General features: G+C 53.3%; 16 protein-coding genes. 10 read left to right on the top strand and 6 right to left on the bottom strand.

Annotated features, from left to right (window positions below; genetic code table 11):
* Positions 1–45: 45 nt before the first annotated feature.
* Positions 46–189 (bottom strand): hypothetical protein, encoded by a 144-nt coding sequence (locus tag SIB66_RS03285; protein ID WP_063407608.1) that lies wholly within the window; start codon positions 187–189, stop codon positions 46–48.
* A 52-nt stretch (positions 190–241) separates the two neighbouring features.
* A complete protein-coding gene (locus SIB66_RS03280; RefSeq protein WP_063407607.1) occupies positions 242–1870 on the bottom strand; it encodes a ferredoxin--nitrite reductase in 1629 nt (542 codons plus the stop codon).
* 539 nt (positions 1871–2409) lie between these two features.
* On the opposite strand from SIB66_RS03280, the gene SIB66_RS03275 reads away from it, so the two are divergent.
* Both SIB66_RS03275 and cobA read left to right on the top strand, forming a co-directional pair.
* Positions 2410–3195 carry a CbiX/SirB N-terminal domain-containing protein gene (locus SIB66_RS03275; protein ID WP_413410252.1) on the top strand — a complete coding sequence of 262 codons (786 nt, stop codon included), beginning with the start codon at positions 2410–2412 and terminating at the stop codon, positions 3193–3195.
* Entirely contained in the window at positions 3192–3977 is a 786-nt protein-coding gene (gene cobA / locus SIB66_RS03270) for a uroporphyrinogen-III C-methyltransferase (RefSeq protein ID WP_063407605.1), read from the top strand. Before SIB66_RS03275 ends, cobA begins: the two co-directional genes overlap by 4 nt.
* A gap of 42 nt (positions 3978–4019) precedes the next feature.
* Here cobA and ureC read toward each other — a convergent pair whose 3' ends face one another.
* The 4 genes from ureC to SIB66_RS03250 are packed head-to-tail and all read right to left on the bottom strand — an operon-like array spanning position 4020 to position 7388.
* The gene (ureC, locus tag SIB66_RS03265) at positions 4020–5744 is read right to left on the bottom strand and encodes an urease subunit alpha (RefSeq protein ID WP_063407604.1); all 1725 of its coding nucleotides are present in this window, start codon (positions 5742–5744) and stop codon (positions 4020–4022) included.
* Between the two features lie 36 nt (positions 5745–5780).
* Positions 5781–6098, bottom strand: a complete 318-nt coding sequence (locus SIB66_RS03260) for an urease subunit beta (RefSeq protein WP_063407603.1) — start codon at positions 6096–6098, stop codon at positions 5781–5783.
* A 9-nt stretch (positions 6099–6107) separates the two neighbouring features.
* Positions 6108–6410, bottom strand: a complete 303-nt coding sequence (locus SIB66_RS03255) for an urease subunit gamma (protein WP_011131598.1) — start codon at positions 6408–6410, stop codon at positions 6108–6110.
* Between the two features lie 18 nt (positions 6411–6428).
* The gene (locus SIB66_RS03250) at positions 6429–7388 is read right to left on the bottom strand and encodes an urease accessory protein UreD (RefSeq protein ID WP_063407723.1); all 960 of its coding nucleotides are present in this window, start codon (positions 7386–7388) and stop codon (positions 6429–6431) included.
* Between the two features lie 83 nt (positions 7389–7471).
* Here SIB66_RS03250 and ureE point away from each other — a divergent pair, with 83 nt between their 5' ends.
* The 8 genes from ureE (at position 7472) to urtE (ending at position 14573) form a co-directional block, all read left to right on the top strand.
* A complete protein-coding gene (ureE, locus tag SIB66_RS03245) occupies positions 7472–7984 on the top strand; it encodes an urease accessory protein UreE (RefSeq protein ID WP_063407722.1) in 513 nt (170 codons plus the stop codon).
* On the top strand, positions 7984–8667 hold the full coding sequence (locus SIB66_RS03240; protein ID WP_063407602.1) for an urease accessory protein UreF: 684 nt from the start codon (positions 7984–7986) through the stop codon (positions 8665–8667). The genes ureE and SIB66_RS03240 overlap by 1 nt, the downstream gene beginning before the upstream one ends.
* Positions 8667–9275, top strand: coding sequence for an urease accessory protein UreG (gene ureG, locus SIB66_RS03235; RefSeq protein WP_063398605.1), 609 nt, complete (start codon positions 8667–8669; stop codon positions 9273–9275). Before SIB66_RS03240 ends, ureG begins: the two co-directional genes overlap by 1 nt.
* Positions 9276–9392: 117 nt before the next feature.
* A complete protein-coding gene (gene urtA / locus SIB66_RS03230) occupies positions 9393–10688 on the top strand; it encodes an urea ABC transporter substrate-binding protein (protein ID WP_011131593.1) in 1296 nt (431 codons plus the stop codon).
* Positions 10689–10786: 98 nt separating this feature from the next.
* A complete protein-coding gene (locus SIB66_RS03225) occupies positions 10787–11941 on the top strand; it encodes an ABC transporter permease subunit (protein ID WP_063407601.1) in 1155 nt (384 codons plus the stop codon).
* A 4-nt stretch (positions 11942–11945) separates the two neighbouring features.
* Positions 11946–13073 (top strand): urea ABC transporter permease subunit UrtC, encoded by a 1128-nt coding sequence (gene urtC, locus SIB66_RS03220; RefSeq protein WP_011131591.1) that lies wholly within the window; start codon positions 11946–11948, stop codon positions 13071–13073.
* Positions 13070–13822, top strand: a complete 753-nt coding sequence (gene urtD / locus SIB66_RS03215) for an urea ABC transporter ATP-binding protein UrtD (RefSeq protein WP_063407600.1) — start codon at positions 13070–13072, stop codon at positions 13820–13822. Before urtC ends, urtD begins: the two co-directional genes overlap by 4 nt.
* A gap of 43 nt (positions 13823–13865) precedes the next feature.
* Positions 13866–14573: an urea ABC transporter ATP-binding subunit UrtE gene (gene urtE / locus SIB66_RS03210; RefSeq protein WP_063407721.1), complete on the top strand. Its 708-nt coding sequence runs from the start codon at positions 13866–13868 to the stop codon at positions 14571–14573.
* Positions 14574–14582 lie beyond the last annotated feature (9 nt).

Raw genomic sequence — 14582 nt, 5'->3', positions numbered from 1 at the left:
GGCGCTCATGTTGGTAGATGCGTAGGTTTAACGAGAGGAGGATTTTTAGCCACTGATGGTGTTCATCAGGCGTGAGAAGATATCTCGGCCACCTTCTTTTTGATTGATTGCAGGCTTGTCGCTACCGCTGTTGCTTAACCAGTTGACAAAGCGAGAGAAAAGATCACGTGCTTGGGAAGTCGATTGCATGGTGGGGCTTGATAGGTGATTGATTTAAGAACGGTGGTTTAGCGATCGCAGCTCAAGGGGATGGGCTGCTGTTTTCGCCTAAATTGCTGAACCAGTTCATGAAGTTGGAGAAAGGGTCGCTGTTCTGCTTCGGTTGGCTACGAGGTTGAGCACCGAAGCGTTCGATCAGTAATTCCCGCAGCACGTCTTTCAGTTCGCTGCCAGGAATGCCTTTGCGATGCAGTGTCCCGATTCGGGCATCCGGCCCTTGCCGGCCTTCAAGGCTGAGGTCATAGGCCTCAACCATGCCTTGGCCCCCGTTCGGTGCACGGGCTTTGGTTCCTGTGAGGCCGATTGCGCCCATGTAGGCCTGGCCACAGCTGTTGGGACAGCCAGTCCAATGGACTTTTATTTCCTCAGGGAGGATGAGTTCTGCATCCAGTTCATGTGCCATTGCCATGGCCTGATCTTTGGTGTTTGTAAGGGCGAAGCTGCAGTACGTATTTCCTGTGCAGGAGACAGAGCCGGCGGCAATGGAACCGGGTTCAAGTGGAAAACGCTGTAGCAGTGGATCAGCTTGAAATTTGTCGAGGTTGGTATTTGATAGCCCCACCAAAATGATGTTCTGGTCTTCAGTAAGACGAATTTCACCACTGCCATAGTTAAGACTGGCGCTAGCAAGATCCTGAAGATCTTCTGCGCGTAATCGTCCAACCGGTACATGCATGCCGGCGTAGTGAAGACCTGTTTGTTTCTGAGGGTGGATTCCGTAAAAAGAGCGAGGCTTGTCGTCAAATACAGAACCGGGATCAGGAGTTAGCGGTCCAAATTTTTCCGCCACCATGGTGCGAAACGCTTCGATGCCCACGCTGTCGAGGTACATGCGAAACCTGCCCTTAGGGCGATTGTTACGCTCACCGTTATCTCGCCATAGCGTTAGAATAGTGCCGGTGAGCCGACAGATTTCATTGGGTTTAACCCAGGCATTTAAAGGCAGCGCATAGTCATTCATCTGCGAGGAGAGGATCCCTCCGAGCCAGACGCCGAAACCCATCACCCCATCGTGTTCCACTGGATGGAAGATGATGTCGTTATGGAGCAGGAAATTATCGCGGGCCCCTGCAACTGCCGTATTCCATTTGCGGGGAAGGTTGGAGAATTCATGGTTTCCTTTTCCTTGATTCGTGAGGAAATTTTGTAGTTCAGTTGTGTAAGGGCGAGTATCAACAATTTCAAGAGGGTCAATCCCAGCCAGTGGATTTCCTGTGACATTGCGTGGGTTATCAAAACCTGATTGGATTGTGTTGAGGCCTGCCTCTTCAAGACGTCTGAGGATTTCGGGAAGATCACTCAGTAAAACACCACGAAGTTGTAGGTTTTGGCGTGTTGTGATGTCGCAACTGCCGTCTTCTCCGTAGCGACCCACGATTGAGGCCACTACTTTTATTTGGTGGCTATTGAGAACACCATTGGGTATCCTTAGCCGTAGCATGAACTTGCCAGGAGTTTTCGGTCGCCAGAACATTCCATACCATTTCAGGCGCAGTTCGAGGTCTGTTTTATCGACCTGTTCCCAACCAACCTGAGCAAAGGTTTCAAGTTCATCACCAACATCTAAGCCATCTTTAAAAGCTTTGTTTTGCTCAATTTTGTTGAGCTTCTTTCCTTGGAGAAATTGTTTAGCAGGAGAGCTAATAACCATGACATTTTGTTGAAATTAAACTTGAAAAGAAGTGATCATGTTTTTTAAACTTTATTCGCTTATTCGATGCCCATGGTTTTTAGACTCTGCGATTATTGAAGTAAGGGTAAGTTGCGAATGGAGTCATTAAGCCTGATGGAAGAGGGCATTGGCGGTATCAGATTGAACAAAACTGAGCATTTGTGTGAAATTCAAGATTTGGTGTCTTTGTATACATTCTGAGCCCGGCTGATTTGACTGAGCCAGGGGTGTTGAGGATTCAGGTCACGCTGCGAATGGAGTCATTAAGCCTCAATGAAGAGGGTATTGGCGGTATCAGATTGAACAAAACTGAGCATTTGTGTGAAATTCAAGATTTGGTGTTTATCGATACATCTAGGTGCACAAGTTTCCTTCTTTATGGTTGCTGTGTATAAATTTTAAGTGATTTCAGTATTGGCGGCCTATCTCTCCCAACCAGCGGATTGTGCCTTGTCTGAGCATTTTCCACACACGGTTCATGGCAGCTAAATCCCTTTCGAAGTCACTGTTAAAGCGTTTTGAGCGGGTTGCACCCTGTCTGCCTTGGCGACCACTCGTCCTCAACCGAGTTTGCGACTGTGTTCGATAGCGACGGGATGCCATGGTTGCAGTCGACTATTAAGACTGGAATGACTTCACCAGTTTCGGATGTCTTAGATCCGTGGCCGTTGTTACGAAAGCATGAGCAGGTTGGTTGTAAGCGCGCTTTGCGTTTGATCGTGCATGGCCGTGCTGGTGGGTATGTTCCTTCTTGTGTGCGTTCTTTTGCTCTGCAGGTCGCGCAACGTCGTGGCACACCTGTGCTGGTAGAGGCCTTAACGGCTACTGATCGCCATGAGCAGAGTGCAGATCCTATTTGGCTGGTTCCTTTGTTGTTGCTGCCTGGTTCTCATGTTCGAGAGGATGTGCCGTTGATTCGTCAGCGACTTCAGCAACAGGGTGTGAACACCAGGTTGGTGCCTTTCTTGGGTGCCTGGCCCTCTTGGTGGCGATTGTTACAGGAGTGGGTGCAGCGTCAGGATTGTCGTGATGGCTCTCTTGTTTTGGTTCACCATCCCCTTCGCCAGGGTGTTGCTCATCGCTATTTAAGTTTGCTGCAGCAGCGGCTGGCGTTGCCCATGCTTTCCTGGGACGACTGGCATGCTGATGTCGCTTCAGCGAAGGAGGCATCCACGCCTCTTTTCCTTGCCTTGGCGCCAATCCAGATGACGCAGACGCTGCGCGATTCTGGGGTGATGACTTCCCTACTTGAGATTGAGTTATTTCGATTGGGTTTGATTGATTTGCTGGCTGCATTGCCATGAGCTCTTTGGACTTTGGCACTGTGTATTTGGTGGGTGCAGGCCCTGGTGATCCTGATTTGCTCACACTGAAGGCTTATCGTCTGCTTCGCCAGTGCGGAGCCTTGGTTCACGATGCTCTGGTGCCTAAGGAAGTACTCGAGTTAGTGCCCGAGTCTTGTGAACGGCATTTTGTTGGTAAACGTCGAGAACGTCATTGGGTCCCACAGTCCAAGACAAATGAGTTGCTTGTTGAATTGGCTCAGCGTCATTCCTGTGTAGTACGCCTAAAAGGTGGTGATCCTTTTCTGTTTGGGCGGGGTGGTGAGGAGGCCGCCTATTTGCAGAGTCATGGGGTATCGGTGGAGGTGGTCCCTGGGATTACAGCGGGGATGGCTGCGCCGGCCTATGTGGGTATTCCTCTGACCCATCGTTGTGGTGGTAGTTCTGTCACCTTTGTGACAGGTCACGAGAAGATCGACAAACAGCGCCCTTCTGTGAATTGGAAGGATCTTGCTAGCGCAAGTGACAGCCTGGTGATTTATATGGGTTTGCATAACCTTGCTTATATCGTCGAAGAGTTGATTGCCGGTGGCCTCGATCCAGCTACGTCCGCAGCAATCATTCAACAGGGCACTGTCGTAGGTCAGCGCTACCTCAAAGCTCCCTTGGAACAGTTGGTTCAAAGGGTGCAGAGCGAAGGGTTTGCAGCGCCGTCGATTGTGATTGTGGGTGCAGTAGTTGATGAACAGGTGGCAGCGTGTGCTCCTCAGCCGGCTGAGGTTATGATGCCGATCAAGACTTGATCTATGACTTAGCAACCTAAAGGTAGATGTTGAATTTAGCGTTTAGATTAGGAGATATCGCTGGGCCATTGGTAGTTCTTCTGCGGGGTCGCATGTGAGTAAATCGCCGTCGGCGAACACCTCGTAAGTTTGTGGATCTACCTCTACTTTTGGTAGTGAATTGTTGTTGTGCATTTCTGCTTTGCCGATCGTGCGGGTGTTCAGAACGGGAATGCAGGCACGTTGCAGCCCCAGCTTGTTTGGAAGATCTGTTTCGATGGCCGCTTGGCTCAGGAAGGTGAGGCAGCTGGGGGCAAGGGCTTGGCCGAATGCTGCAAACATTGGTCTGCCATGGACTGGTCCAGGTGTTGGAATCGAGGCATTAGCATCGCCCATTTGCGCCCAGATGATTGACCCGCCCTTGATGACAAGTTCTGGCCGCACGCCGAAGAAGCCTGGCTTCCAGAGCACCAAGTCTGCCAGTTTGCCTACCTCTACTGAGCCAACATGGTTGTCAATGCCGTGGGCAATGGCGGGGTTGATCGTTACCTTGGCGATGTAGCGCTTTAGGCGGTTGTTGTCGTTACGAGTGCCACGTGGATTGGCAGCATCTTCTGGCAGAGGGCCTCTCTGAACTTTCATCTTGTGAGCGGTCTGGAATGTTCTGGTAATCACCTCTCCGACTCGTCCCATCGCTTGGGAATCACTGGCAATGATGCTGAAGGCACCGAGGTCGTGGAGAATATCTTCCGCAGCGATCGTTTCGCGACGGATGCGCGATTCGGCAAAGGCCACATCTTCAGGAATCGCTGGATCGAGGTGGTGGCAAACCATGAGCATGTCGAGGTGCTCTTCCAGGGTGTTGCGGGTGTAAGGCCGGGTTGGATTTGTGGAGCTGGGCAGCACGTTGCTTTCACCACAGATACGGATGATGTCTGGTGCGTGGCCTCCACCGGCCCCTTCGGTATGGAAGGTGTGGATGGTGCGTCCGCCGATGGCTCGGATTGTGTCTTCTACAAAACCTGCTTCATTGAGTGTGTCTGTGTGGATGCAGACCTGGACATCGAAGCGATCGGCTACCGAAAGACAGCAGTCAATAGCTGCTGGAGTGGTACCCCAGTCTTCGTGGAGTTTGAGGCCGCAGGCTCCGGCTAGTACTTGCTCCTCGAGAGCTTCAGCTGTACTGGCATTGCCTTTACCAAAGAAGCCAAGATTCATCGGCAAGCCTTCGGCTGCTTGCAGCATGCGGCTGATGTGAAAGGCGCCAGGTGTACAGGTAGTGGCATTGGTGCCTGTTGCCGGACCTGTACCACCACCGAGCATGGTGGTAACGCCGCTAGCTAGGGCAGTCTCGATTTGCTGTGGGCAGATGAAATGGATGTGGCTATCGATGGCTCCGGCGGTCACGATGTGACCCTCTCCAGCAATGGCTTCAGTGCCTGGGCCGATCACAATGTCAATCCCGTCAGTGATGTCGGGATTGCCAGCCTTGCCGATGGCAACGATCCGTCCGTCTCGTAGGCCGATATCTGCTTTGACGATCCCCCACCAGTCGAGGATCAGGGCATTGGTGATCACGGTGTCAACAGCACCATTGGCGCGGGATTGCTGGGATTGCCCCATGCCGTCGCGGATCACTTTCCCTCCACCGAATTTGACTTCTTCGCCGTAGGTGGTGAAATCGCGCTCCACCTCCAGGATCAACTCGGTGTCTGCTAGGCGTATGCGGTCGCCTGTGGTGGGGCCGTAGGTTTCGGCGTAGGCCTGGCGATCCATCCGGTAGGCCATAGCAATGCAGCGAAAGGGACGAGGTGTAGAAGCAGTTCAGTCGAGTGGTCCGTTGACCAGACCATTGAAACCAAAAACCTTGCGGTGACCAGCAAGGGAAACCAGGCGCACGTCACGTTCGTCGCCGGGTTCGAAGCGGATTGCTGTTCCAGCAGGGATGTCCAATCGGTGCCCCCGTGCAGCATCACGATCGAAGTGCAGAGCTGTATTGGTCTCGAAAAAGTGAAAGTGGGAGCCAACTTGGATCGGTCGATCGCCACTATTGGCCACGCGCAGGGTGAGGGTTGGCCGGTTGCTGTTGAGTTCAAGCGTGCCCGGTTCAGGAATCAGTTCACCGGGGATTAGCGGAGGCATGGGGATTTTTTAGCGGATGGGGTCGTGGAGGGTGACCAATTTGGTGCCGTCCTTAAAGACGGCTTCGATTTGCACCTCCGGGATCAGTTCGGGAACACCATCCATTACCTGATCGCGACGCAGCCAGGTGCTGCCTTCGGCCATCAGCTCCGCGACGGATTGGCCGTCACGAGCGCCTTCGATGACAAGGAAGCTGAGCCAGGCCACGGCTTCGGGGTGGTTGAGCCGCAGGCCGCGGTTGAGGCGTCGTTCTGCAAGCAGGGCAGCGGTGACGATCAGGAGTTTGTCTTTTTCCTGGGGGCTGAGGTGCATGGAAGCCAGGATTTCATTTCAGTGTGGCGAGGCAGAAGGCGATTGATGGTTCTTTGTGAACCTTTCGTTTGAGAACGTTCCCTCTTCTTGCAGGGGCCATTCTCGTGGAGGTTGAGGAGTGCTGAGCCGCCGTAGCTGGCGTGTGCGGGCCCAGAGGCGGGAAAACCATTGGCGTGCGGCTTGGCTTGATGGCCCTATATATCGGGCCACTAAGCCTTGATCGAGACCACCACAAGCCATGGAACCTTCTAGGTTTGCGCGATCTGTTCGACAGTTCCGCAGAAGTATCTCCATCACGTCGGCAGTCAGAGGATTCGGTGCGGCCCAAACAAAAGATCCGAACACGGGCTGTGTCCCCATGCCGTGCAAACTCTGCAGCACTTCGCTGTTGAGCTCGAGTTGATCGACTAGTTCCCATTGACGACCAATCGGGGTTTGTCGGCAGATCTCCAGGCTTGACCTCCAGGCGCCTTCGTTCAGTGTTTCTCCAGCAGCTGTGCGACCTAGGCGCACCACTTCGGCGCAGAGAAAACTGGCTTTTGGTTGCAGTTCGACTTGCATCCGTTGCTTGTAGAGGCCTCCTTGAAAAACCACGAGCTCTTGGGGTAACCATTCCAGGTCAGCATTGGTTGCTAGTTCGAAGTGACACTCTTGACTTGCCCAGCGGCCTTTGGGGTGTTGTTTGGAGCGGCCTACGGAGCCATAGACCTTCTGGGCAGCCACACTCGTGACCAGGCCGCGGCTGTCTGCTCCGGCTTTGACATTCACACTGAGCTGATCTCCTCCGACCAAACCCCCTGCGGTGTGAAGTAAGGGCAGTTGACAGCGGCCGTCGTGATCAAGATTGGCACGCTGAATCTTGAATGGAGCCGTGCATTGGCTCTGATGCACGGTGAGCCGGGGTTGAAGATCGTCTGTCGCAGTTTTGCTGATCAGTTGCAGGGAACATTGGCCGTGCCAGGGTCTGTCGCCAGTCATCGGAGCACGCTGTGATCGAGCACGGTTTAACTCTTTAGCAACACTCACGGATGGAGCAGTTGCCGTTTGGCAGGCTTATGGTCATGAGCTTGGTCGATTTTCCTTCTCGCGACACTGTTCCGGTGCTCACCCGCAGGCTTGATGCTGTTGGGGTTGAGGCTTGTATGGAATTGCCTCTCACTGCTGAAGAACGCACCCGTTTGCGGGGGCTGCGATGCACGGCTTGTGGTCAGTCCGTCTTATTGCAATTGCCGCGGCAGGGCCCATTGCAGCCTGGAGAAAGTCTGGCTGCGGCGGAAGGCCCTGTTTTGGTGAGGGTGGTCGCTGCTCCTGAGAAACTGTTGGTGGTTAGGGCTCCTTCAGAACTGGCTCTGCTTGAGGCGGCTTATCACTTGGGTAATCGTCACGTGGCACTAGAGCTACGCACGAAGCAGTTGCGGTTGCTAGATGATCCTGTCTTAGCCGATCTGCTGCGGGTGCGTGGCTTGGCTCTGGAGTCTCTGATGGAGTCATTTTATCCGGAGCCTGGGGCCTATCAAGGCGTCCATAGCCATGATCAACAGCCCATTGATGGGCAGCAACAACGTCATCACTGATGAGCAGTCTCGCTTTGCTTCAGCTTGTTAGCCCGGCTTTGCCGGTGGGTGCGTTCAGTTATTCGGAGGGTTTGGAACTGCTGGTGCAGCGTGAGCAGCTTCAGGATCGAGCAACTTTGGCAAGTTGGTTGGAGGCGGAGCTCAGTCGCGGGCAGGTCATGATCGAAGCTGCTGCTTTGCGTCCGCTGCGTCATTCCCTCAGCCAATGGAAGGTGAGTGCTGAGCAGGACAAAGTTGACCATGGCACTGCTGTGCGGGATTGGGCTCAATGGTTGATTGCACTGCGAGATGCGGCTGAAGTAAGAGCGCAGCAGCAGCAGATGGGTCGCTCTCTTTTGCAGTTATTAGCTGACCTGGGTCATCCTCTCCCTGATGGAGGAGTGGATTTTGGTTGGCCAGTGGCTTGGGCTTGGGCTGGTTTGTCTTGGGAGATAACGCCTTTGGAGGTTGTTCAGGGTTACCTGTTTGGCTGGGTGGCTAATCAGCTCAGTGCGGCCGTGCGTCTTGTTCCGCTGGGGCCAACTGAGGCACAACGGTTGCAACGTCAGCTTCAGCCGCTGATTGAAATGCAGGCGATTAGCTTGCTTGATGTGGATCCACAGCAGCTGTGGTGCGGAGGAGTGGGTTCTGCTATTGCGCAGCTCTCCCATGCTGAGCTGTATTCCCGATTATTCCGGAGCTGATGAGTAGCAAACTGCGCTTAGGTGTGGCTGGCCCGGTGGGTTCGGGTAAGACAGCACTAGTGGAGGCAATGTGTCGCCGTCTACGAGATCAGTTGCAATTGGCAGTTGTCACCAATGACATCTATACCCAGGAAGATGCAGAGTTCTTGACGCGTGTTGGAGCTCTCGAGCCAGAGCGTATTCGCGGAGTGGAAACAGGCGGTTGTCCTCATACTGCTATTCGTGAGGATTGTTCGATTAATCGCGCGGCCGTAGAAGATCTGGAGCGAAATTTTCCAGATCTTGATGTTGTGCTTGTTGAGAGTGGTGGCGATAATCTTGCCGCCAGCTTCAGTCCAGAATTGGTGGACCTTTGCATCTATGTGATTGATGTGGCGGCTGGCGACAAGATCCCTCGCAAGGGTGGCCCTGGGATTACACGCTCGGATTTATTGGTGATCAACAAGATTGATCTCGCTGTCCATGTCGGGGCCGATTTGGAAGTGATGAAGCGCGATACGACGCGGATGCGGGGAGAGCGCCCTTGGTGCTTCACCAACTTGCGGAGCGGCGATGGCTTGGAGAGCGTGCTGCAATTTTTGTTGCAACAGCTACCAAATCGCCCTTAGCAATGATCAGCGCAAAGGGCTTTGTATCATTCACTACAGAATCATGCCTGGCTGATCTTTACGTTCCCCAGGCCGCCCGAATAGGCGTGCTCCATATTCTGCCTATCTACGGTTTCAATGAACGTTTCATTCTCAAAGCGCCTTGTGGCTGGCTTCGCCGCAACCGCCGTTGGTGTCAGCATTACGGCTTGCGGTGGTGGTAGTGATAAAACCGCTAATACCGATTTCGACGACACGGTCACGGTTGGTATCCTCCATTCCTTAAGTGGCACCATGGCCATCTCGGAGTCCACCCTTGTGGACACCGAGAAAATGGCGATTGAAGAGATCAACGCTGCCGGTGGTGTTGAAGTTGATGGCAAGAAATACAAGATCGACTACATCGTTGAAGATGGCGCTTCTGATTGGCCAACCTTCGCTGAGAAGTCCAAGAAGTTGATCGATCAAGATAGTGTTCCTGTTGTCTTTGGTGGTTGGACTTCCGCAAGCCGTAAGGCGATGCTGCCGGTTTACGAATCGAAGAATGCATTCCTCTATTACCCGATTCAGTACGAGGGCCAGGAGTGTTCCAATAACATCTTCTACACAGGTGCGACTCCGAATCAGCAGTCGGAGCCTGCAACCAAGTTCATGTTCGAGAAGTCGCCCGCTGCTGGCAAGCCCTTCTTCCTTGTAGGTTCTGATTACGTTTTCCCTCGCACCTCCAATACCATCACTAAGGAGCAGGTCAAAGCTCTTGGTGGGAAAGTGGTTGGAGAGGATTATTTGCCCCTCGGCAACACTGAAGTGGCGCCGATCATTGCCAAGATCAAGAAGGCATTGCCTGATGGTGGTGTGATCATCAACACCCTCAATGGTGACCAGAACGTCGCTTTCTTTAAGCAGATTCAGGATGCCGGACTTACTCCTGAAAATGGCTACTACGTGATGAGCTATTCCATCGCGGAAGAAGAGATCAGCACGATCGGGCCTGAGTTCCTTGAGGGACACTATGGGGCTTGGAATTACATGATGTCGATTGATACGCCTGCTTCGAAGAAGTTTGCATCTGACTTCAAGGCCAAATATGGCAATGATCGTCAGGTTGCTGACCCTCAGGAGTCGGCTTACAACATGGTGTATCTGTGGAAAGCTGCGGTCGAGAAGGCCAATAGCTTTGATGACGACAAGGTACGTGAAGCTTTGATCGGAATTGAGTTTGATGCGCCTCAGGGTCCTGTGAAAGTGATGCCAAACCATCACCTGTCCCAGACCGTACGTATCGGCAAGATCACCAAAGATGGTCAGTTCGAGATTCTCGAAGAGACCGATGGCCCTGTGGCTCCACAGGCTTGGAACCAGTTCGAGCCCAGTTCTAAGGGCTATGCTTGCGACTGGACTGATGCCAACAAAGGCGAGAAGTACAAGCTTTGATTGCCTCGCCAAGGCGTTTTTCCGCTTTGGCATTGTTTGGGAGGAGTCCGGAAACGGGCTCCTCCTTTCGTCGTTTTTCCGGTCTCTGATCTTCGCCCGTGCAACTGCTTCTTGAAAGTCTTTTCAATGGTGTGGCCATCGGCTCGGTGCTGCTGGTTGCTGCCCTCGGACTGGCGATAGTCTTCGGCCTGATGGGTGTCATTAACCTCGCCCATGGCGAGTTGATCATGCTCGGGGCCTACACCACTTATGTGGTACAGCTGATCTTCAAGCTGCCTGCTCTGCAGCCTTTCTACAACGCTTATGTGTTGGTGGCGATTCCTCTGGCCTTCATCGTTAGTGGTGTGGTTGGTATCTTGCTAGAACGCACCGTGATTCGTCGTCTCTACGGCAACCCGTTGGAGACATTGTTGGCGACATGGGGCGTTAGCCTGATTCTGCAGCAGTTTGTGCGCAGTTTTCCATTGGCTTATGCGGCTGGCTTGGTGCTGGCGTTAGTGTTTGGCTTCAGTCTGCCGATCATTCTTCCTGACAAGCTTTTGCAGGGGCCGCGGGCCCGCCTGGTGCGTGCTGGAAGCTGGCTTGTGTCGGCTCTGGCTGGGGTGTTACTGGCGGGTGGTTTGGCCTCTCAGATCAGTCGTATCTCTCGTGCGACCTCTCGCAATGTCGATGTCACGGCACCTAAGTGGATGCGTGGGGGGATTGAACTGTCGGGCATGACCTTCCCTGTACCACGTTTGGTGATCATTGTGATCACGATCCTCGCTGTACTCGGTATCACCTGGTTCTTGAATCGCAGTGTGTGGGGGATGCGCATCAGGGCAGTGACTCAGAATCGTTCCATGAGTGATTGCCTTGGCATCTCAACCGATACTGTGGATGTGCTTACCTTTGGCATCGGCTCCGGTTTGGCTGGCATCGCGGGGGTAGCGGTGTCTTTGTTGGGATCCGTGGGACCCAACGTCGGCACGTCTTATATCGTTGGTTGCTTCATGGTGGTAGTGCTTGGAGGTGTGGGAAATCTGTTCGGCACCGTGTTGGCCTCCTTTGCTATTGGGGTGCTAACAGACCTGATCGGTGCTGGCCGTTTGCTCAGTATCTGGCCTTCGATGCCTGCTCCTTTGGCGAGCGTGGTTGATTTTTTTGCTACCACGAGCATGGCCCAGGTGATGGTGTTTGCGCTGATTGTGGTGTTCCTTCAATTCCGTCCTGCTGGTCTGTTTCCCCAGAGGGGACGCATGGTGGAGGCTTAAATCGATGTTGCAAGCGTTTCAACAACGCCGTTGGCCCCTGGTGATTGTCTGGGTCTTGATCATTGCTGCGATTGTGGCGGCGCCTGCAGTGGTGTCGGTATTTGGGCTCAACCTGCTCGGTCGTTTTCTCTCTCTCTCGATCGTGGCCCTCGGCATCGATTTGATTTGGGGTTTTACAGGCTTATTGAGCCTGGGTCAGGGCATCTTCTTTGCGCTCGGTGGTTACGCAGCCGCAATGTACCTTCAGCTCAATAGCTCGAGCGAACAACCCAACGGGATTCCAGAGTTCTTCGGCCTTTATGGGGTGGATCAACTTCCTGGATTTTGGCAGCCGTTTCATTCGCCTTGGTTCACGCTGATTGCCATCTGGTTGATCCCTGCACTGCTTGCCGCGCTGTTAGGCAACTTGGTGTTCCGCAACCGGATCAAGGGAGTTTATTTTTCGATTCTTACCCAGGCCGCCTTGCTGGTTTTCTTTAATTTCTTCAACGGACAGCAGAAACTGATCAATGGCACCAACGGTCTTAAGACCGATGTCACAGAGCTTTTTGGACAGCAGGTGGGCTCTGCATTCATGCAGCGAGGCTTCTTCTGGTTAACGGCCGTGATGGTGATCCTGGCCTGGTTGGCTGTGCGCTGGGTGGTGCGTGGCCGTTTTGGTGAAGTGTTGATCGCCATTCGCGATGATGAGCCGCGTTTGCGTTTTGCTGGTTACAACCCCACCTTGTTTAAAACCATCGTGTTTGCGATGGCTGGTGGCTTGGCTGGCATCGGCGGTGCTCTTTACACCGTGCAGTCCGGCATCGTCTCGCCTCAATACATGACTGTTCCCTTCTCAATCGACATGGTGATTTGGGTGGCAGTGGGCGGACGCGGAACTTTGATTGGTGCCATTCTTGGCGCTCTAGTCATTAATTTGGCGAGGAGCCAAATCAGCACGGTTTGGCCAGAAGGCTGGCTATTTATCCTGGGAGGCTTGTTTATTCTCGTCGTTACGGCACTACCAGAAGGTGTTGTGGGCTGGTGGCAGGCGGGTGGGCCACGAAACCTGCTTACTCGCTTGGGTGTCGCGCGCAGGATCGGCACCTATCCACGCTTGGAAATGGATGGCAAGGAGGAGGTGAAGTCATGACAACTGCTTTGCTTGAGCTGCGTCAAATCAGTGTCAGCTTTGATGGCTTTATGGCACTGCGTGATCTCAATCTCAGCCTGCAGCCAGGAGAATTGCGTGCCGTGATTGGTCCCAACGGTGCAGGCAAGACCACCTTCCTGGATGTGATTACTGGCAAGCTTCGACCAACGGCAGGTGATGTTTTGTTTAAGGGCCAATCTCTTTTAAACAAGCCGGAACACAGGATTGCGCGGCTTGGGATTGGTAGGAAGTTTCAGAGCCCGAGAGTCTTCGAAAACCTCACTGTTGAGGAAAACCTCGCCTTGGCGGTCAGTCATCCAAAGCGCCCTTGGCCACTTTTAAGCGCAGGTCTTAATGCTGTTGAGCGCGATCGCATTGCCCATTTGATGGGTATCGTTTCGCTGCAGACACGTGCGCATCAAGTTGCTGGATCGTTGTCTCATGGGCAGAAGCAGTGGTTGGAGATCGCCATGCTTGTGGGTCAGTCACCTGACCTGTTATTGGTTGATGAGCCAGTTGCTGGTTTGACGGATGAGGAAACAGATCTCACTGCGGATCTGCTCAAGTCTCTCGTTGGTGATCACACTGTTTTGGTGATTGACCATGACATGGAGTTCATCCGGCGCCTGGAGAGTCAGGTTTCTGTTCTTCACCAGGGGCATGTTTTGTGCGAGGGCTCGATGGATCAGATTCAGTGTGATCCACGCGTGATCGAGGTGTATCTAGGTCGTAATGAGGAGGTTGCCTGATGCAGCGCTTTCTACCTATGCAGTTCATGATTCTCTGCAGCCGATGACCATTCTTGAGATCCGTGGTCTAAACACCTACTACGGTGAGAGCCATATCCTTAGGGATGTCGACCTCACTGTGAAAGCAGGTGAGATGGTCTGCTTGATTGGCCGCAACGGTGTGGGCAAGACCACCTTGTTGAAATCATTGATCGGTCTGTTGCGTCCTCGTAGTGGAGAGATTCTGTTTAGCGGCGAAGGCTTGGATCGCCATCCTCCGCATCAGCGGGCCCGTGCGGGTATTGGTTATGTGCCTCAGGGGCGAGAAATTATTCCCCATCTGACGGTGGAGGAGAACCTGATGTTAGGGATGGAGGCATTGCCCGGCGGCTTGGCGCGAAACCACAGCATTGACTCGCTTGTTTATGAGTTGTTCCCGATCTTGCAGGAGTTTTTGCCGCGTAAAGGCGGAGACCTCAGCGGTGGGCAACAGCAGCAGCTAGCGATTGCTCGGGCTTTGCTTGGTAAGCCGAAATTGCTCCTGCTAGATGAACCGACGGAGGGTATTCAGCCCAATATCGTTCAAGACATTGAAAGGGCTGTTCGACGCATCATTGCCGAGACAGGGATTGGCGTTCTTTTGGTAGAGCAGCATCTGCACTTTGTTCGTCAAGCTGATCGCTACTACGCCATGCAACGAGGTGGCATTGTGGCCAGTGGTCCGACCAGCGACCTTAGTCAGGCAGTGGTGGATCAATTCCTAAGTGTATGAGTGCGTATG

The organism is Prochlorococcus sp. MIT 1318 (genome assembly GCF_047304505.1).
GTDB classification, from domain to species: domain Bacteria; phylum Cyanobacteriota; class Cyanobacteriia; order PCC-6307; family Cyanobiaceae; genus Prochlorococcus; species Prochlorococcus marinus_D.
This window is presented reverse-complemented; position numbering and strand designations above follow the sequence as displayed.

Bases quoted from the DNA above. Each gene is read 5' to 3' on its own strand.
- SIB66_RS03285 (WP_063407608.1), bottom strand. From the start codon at position 189: ATGCAATCGACTTCCCAAGCACGTGATCTTTTCTCTCGCTTTGTCAAC.
- SIB66_RS03260 (WP_063407603.1), bottom strand. From the start codon at position 6,098: ATGCCTCCGCTAATCCCCGGTGAACTGATTCCTGAACCGGGCACGCTT.
- SIB66_RS03240 (WP_063407602.1), top strand. From the start codon at position 7,984: ATGAGCAGTCTCGCTTTGCTTCAGCTTGTTAGCCCGGCTTTGCCGGTG.
- cobA (WP_063407605.1), top strand. From the start codon at position 3,192: ATGAGCTCTTTGGACTTTGGCACTGTGTATTTGGTGGGTGCAGGCCCT.
- SIB66_RS03250 (WP_063407723.1), bottom strand. From the start codon at position 7,388: ATGACTGGCGACAGACCCTGGCACGGCCAATGTTCCCTGCAACTGATC.
- SIB66_RS03255 (WP_011131598.1), bottom strand. From the start codon at position 6,410: ATGCACCTCAGCCCCCAGGAAAAAGACAAACTCCTGATCGTCACCGCT.
- urtC (WP_011131591.1), top strand. From the start codon at position 11,946: ATGTTGCAAGCGTTTCAACAACGCCGTTGGCCCCTGGTGATTGTCTGG.
- urtE (WP_063407721.1), top strand. From the start codon at position 13,866: ATGACCATTCTTGAGATCCGTGGTCTAAACACCTACTACGGTGAGAGC.
- ureG (WP_063398605.1), top strand. From the start codon at position 8,667: ATGAGTAGCAAACTGCGCTTAGGTGTGGCTGGCCCGGTGGGTTCGGGT.
- ureC (WP_063407604.1), bottom strand. From the start codon at position 5,744: ATGGCCTACCGGATGGATCGCCAGGCCTACGCCGAAACCTACGGCCCC.
- urtA (WP_011131593.1), top strand. From the start codon at position 9,393: ATGAACGTTTCATTCTCAAAGCGCCTTGTGGCTGGCTTCGCCGCAACC.
- SIB66_RS03280 (WP_063407607.1), bottom strand. From the start codon at position 1,870: ATGGTTATTAGCTCTCCTGCTAAACAATTTCTCCAAGGAAAGAAGCTC.
- ureE (WP_063407722.1), top strand. From the start codon at position 7,472: ATGAGCTTGGTCGATTTTCCTTCTCGCGACACTGTTCCGGTGCTCACC.
- urtD (WP_063407600.1), top strand. From the start codon at position 13,070: ATGACAACTGCTTTGCTTGAGCTGCGTCAAATCAGTGTCAGCTTTGAT.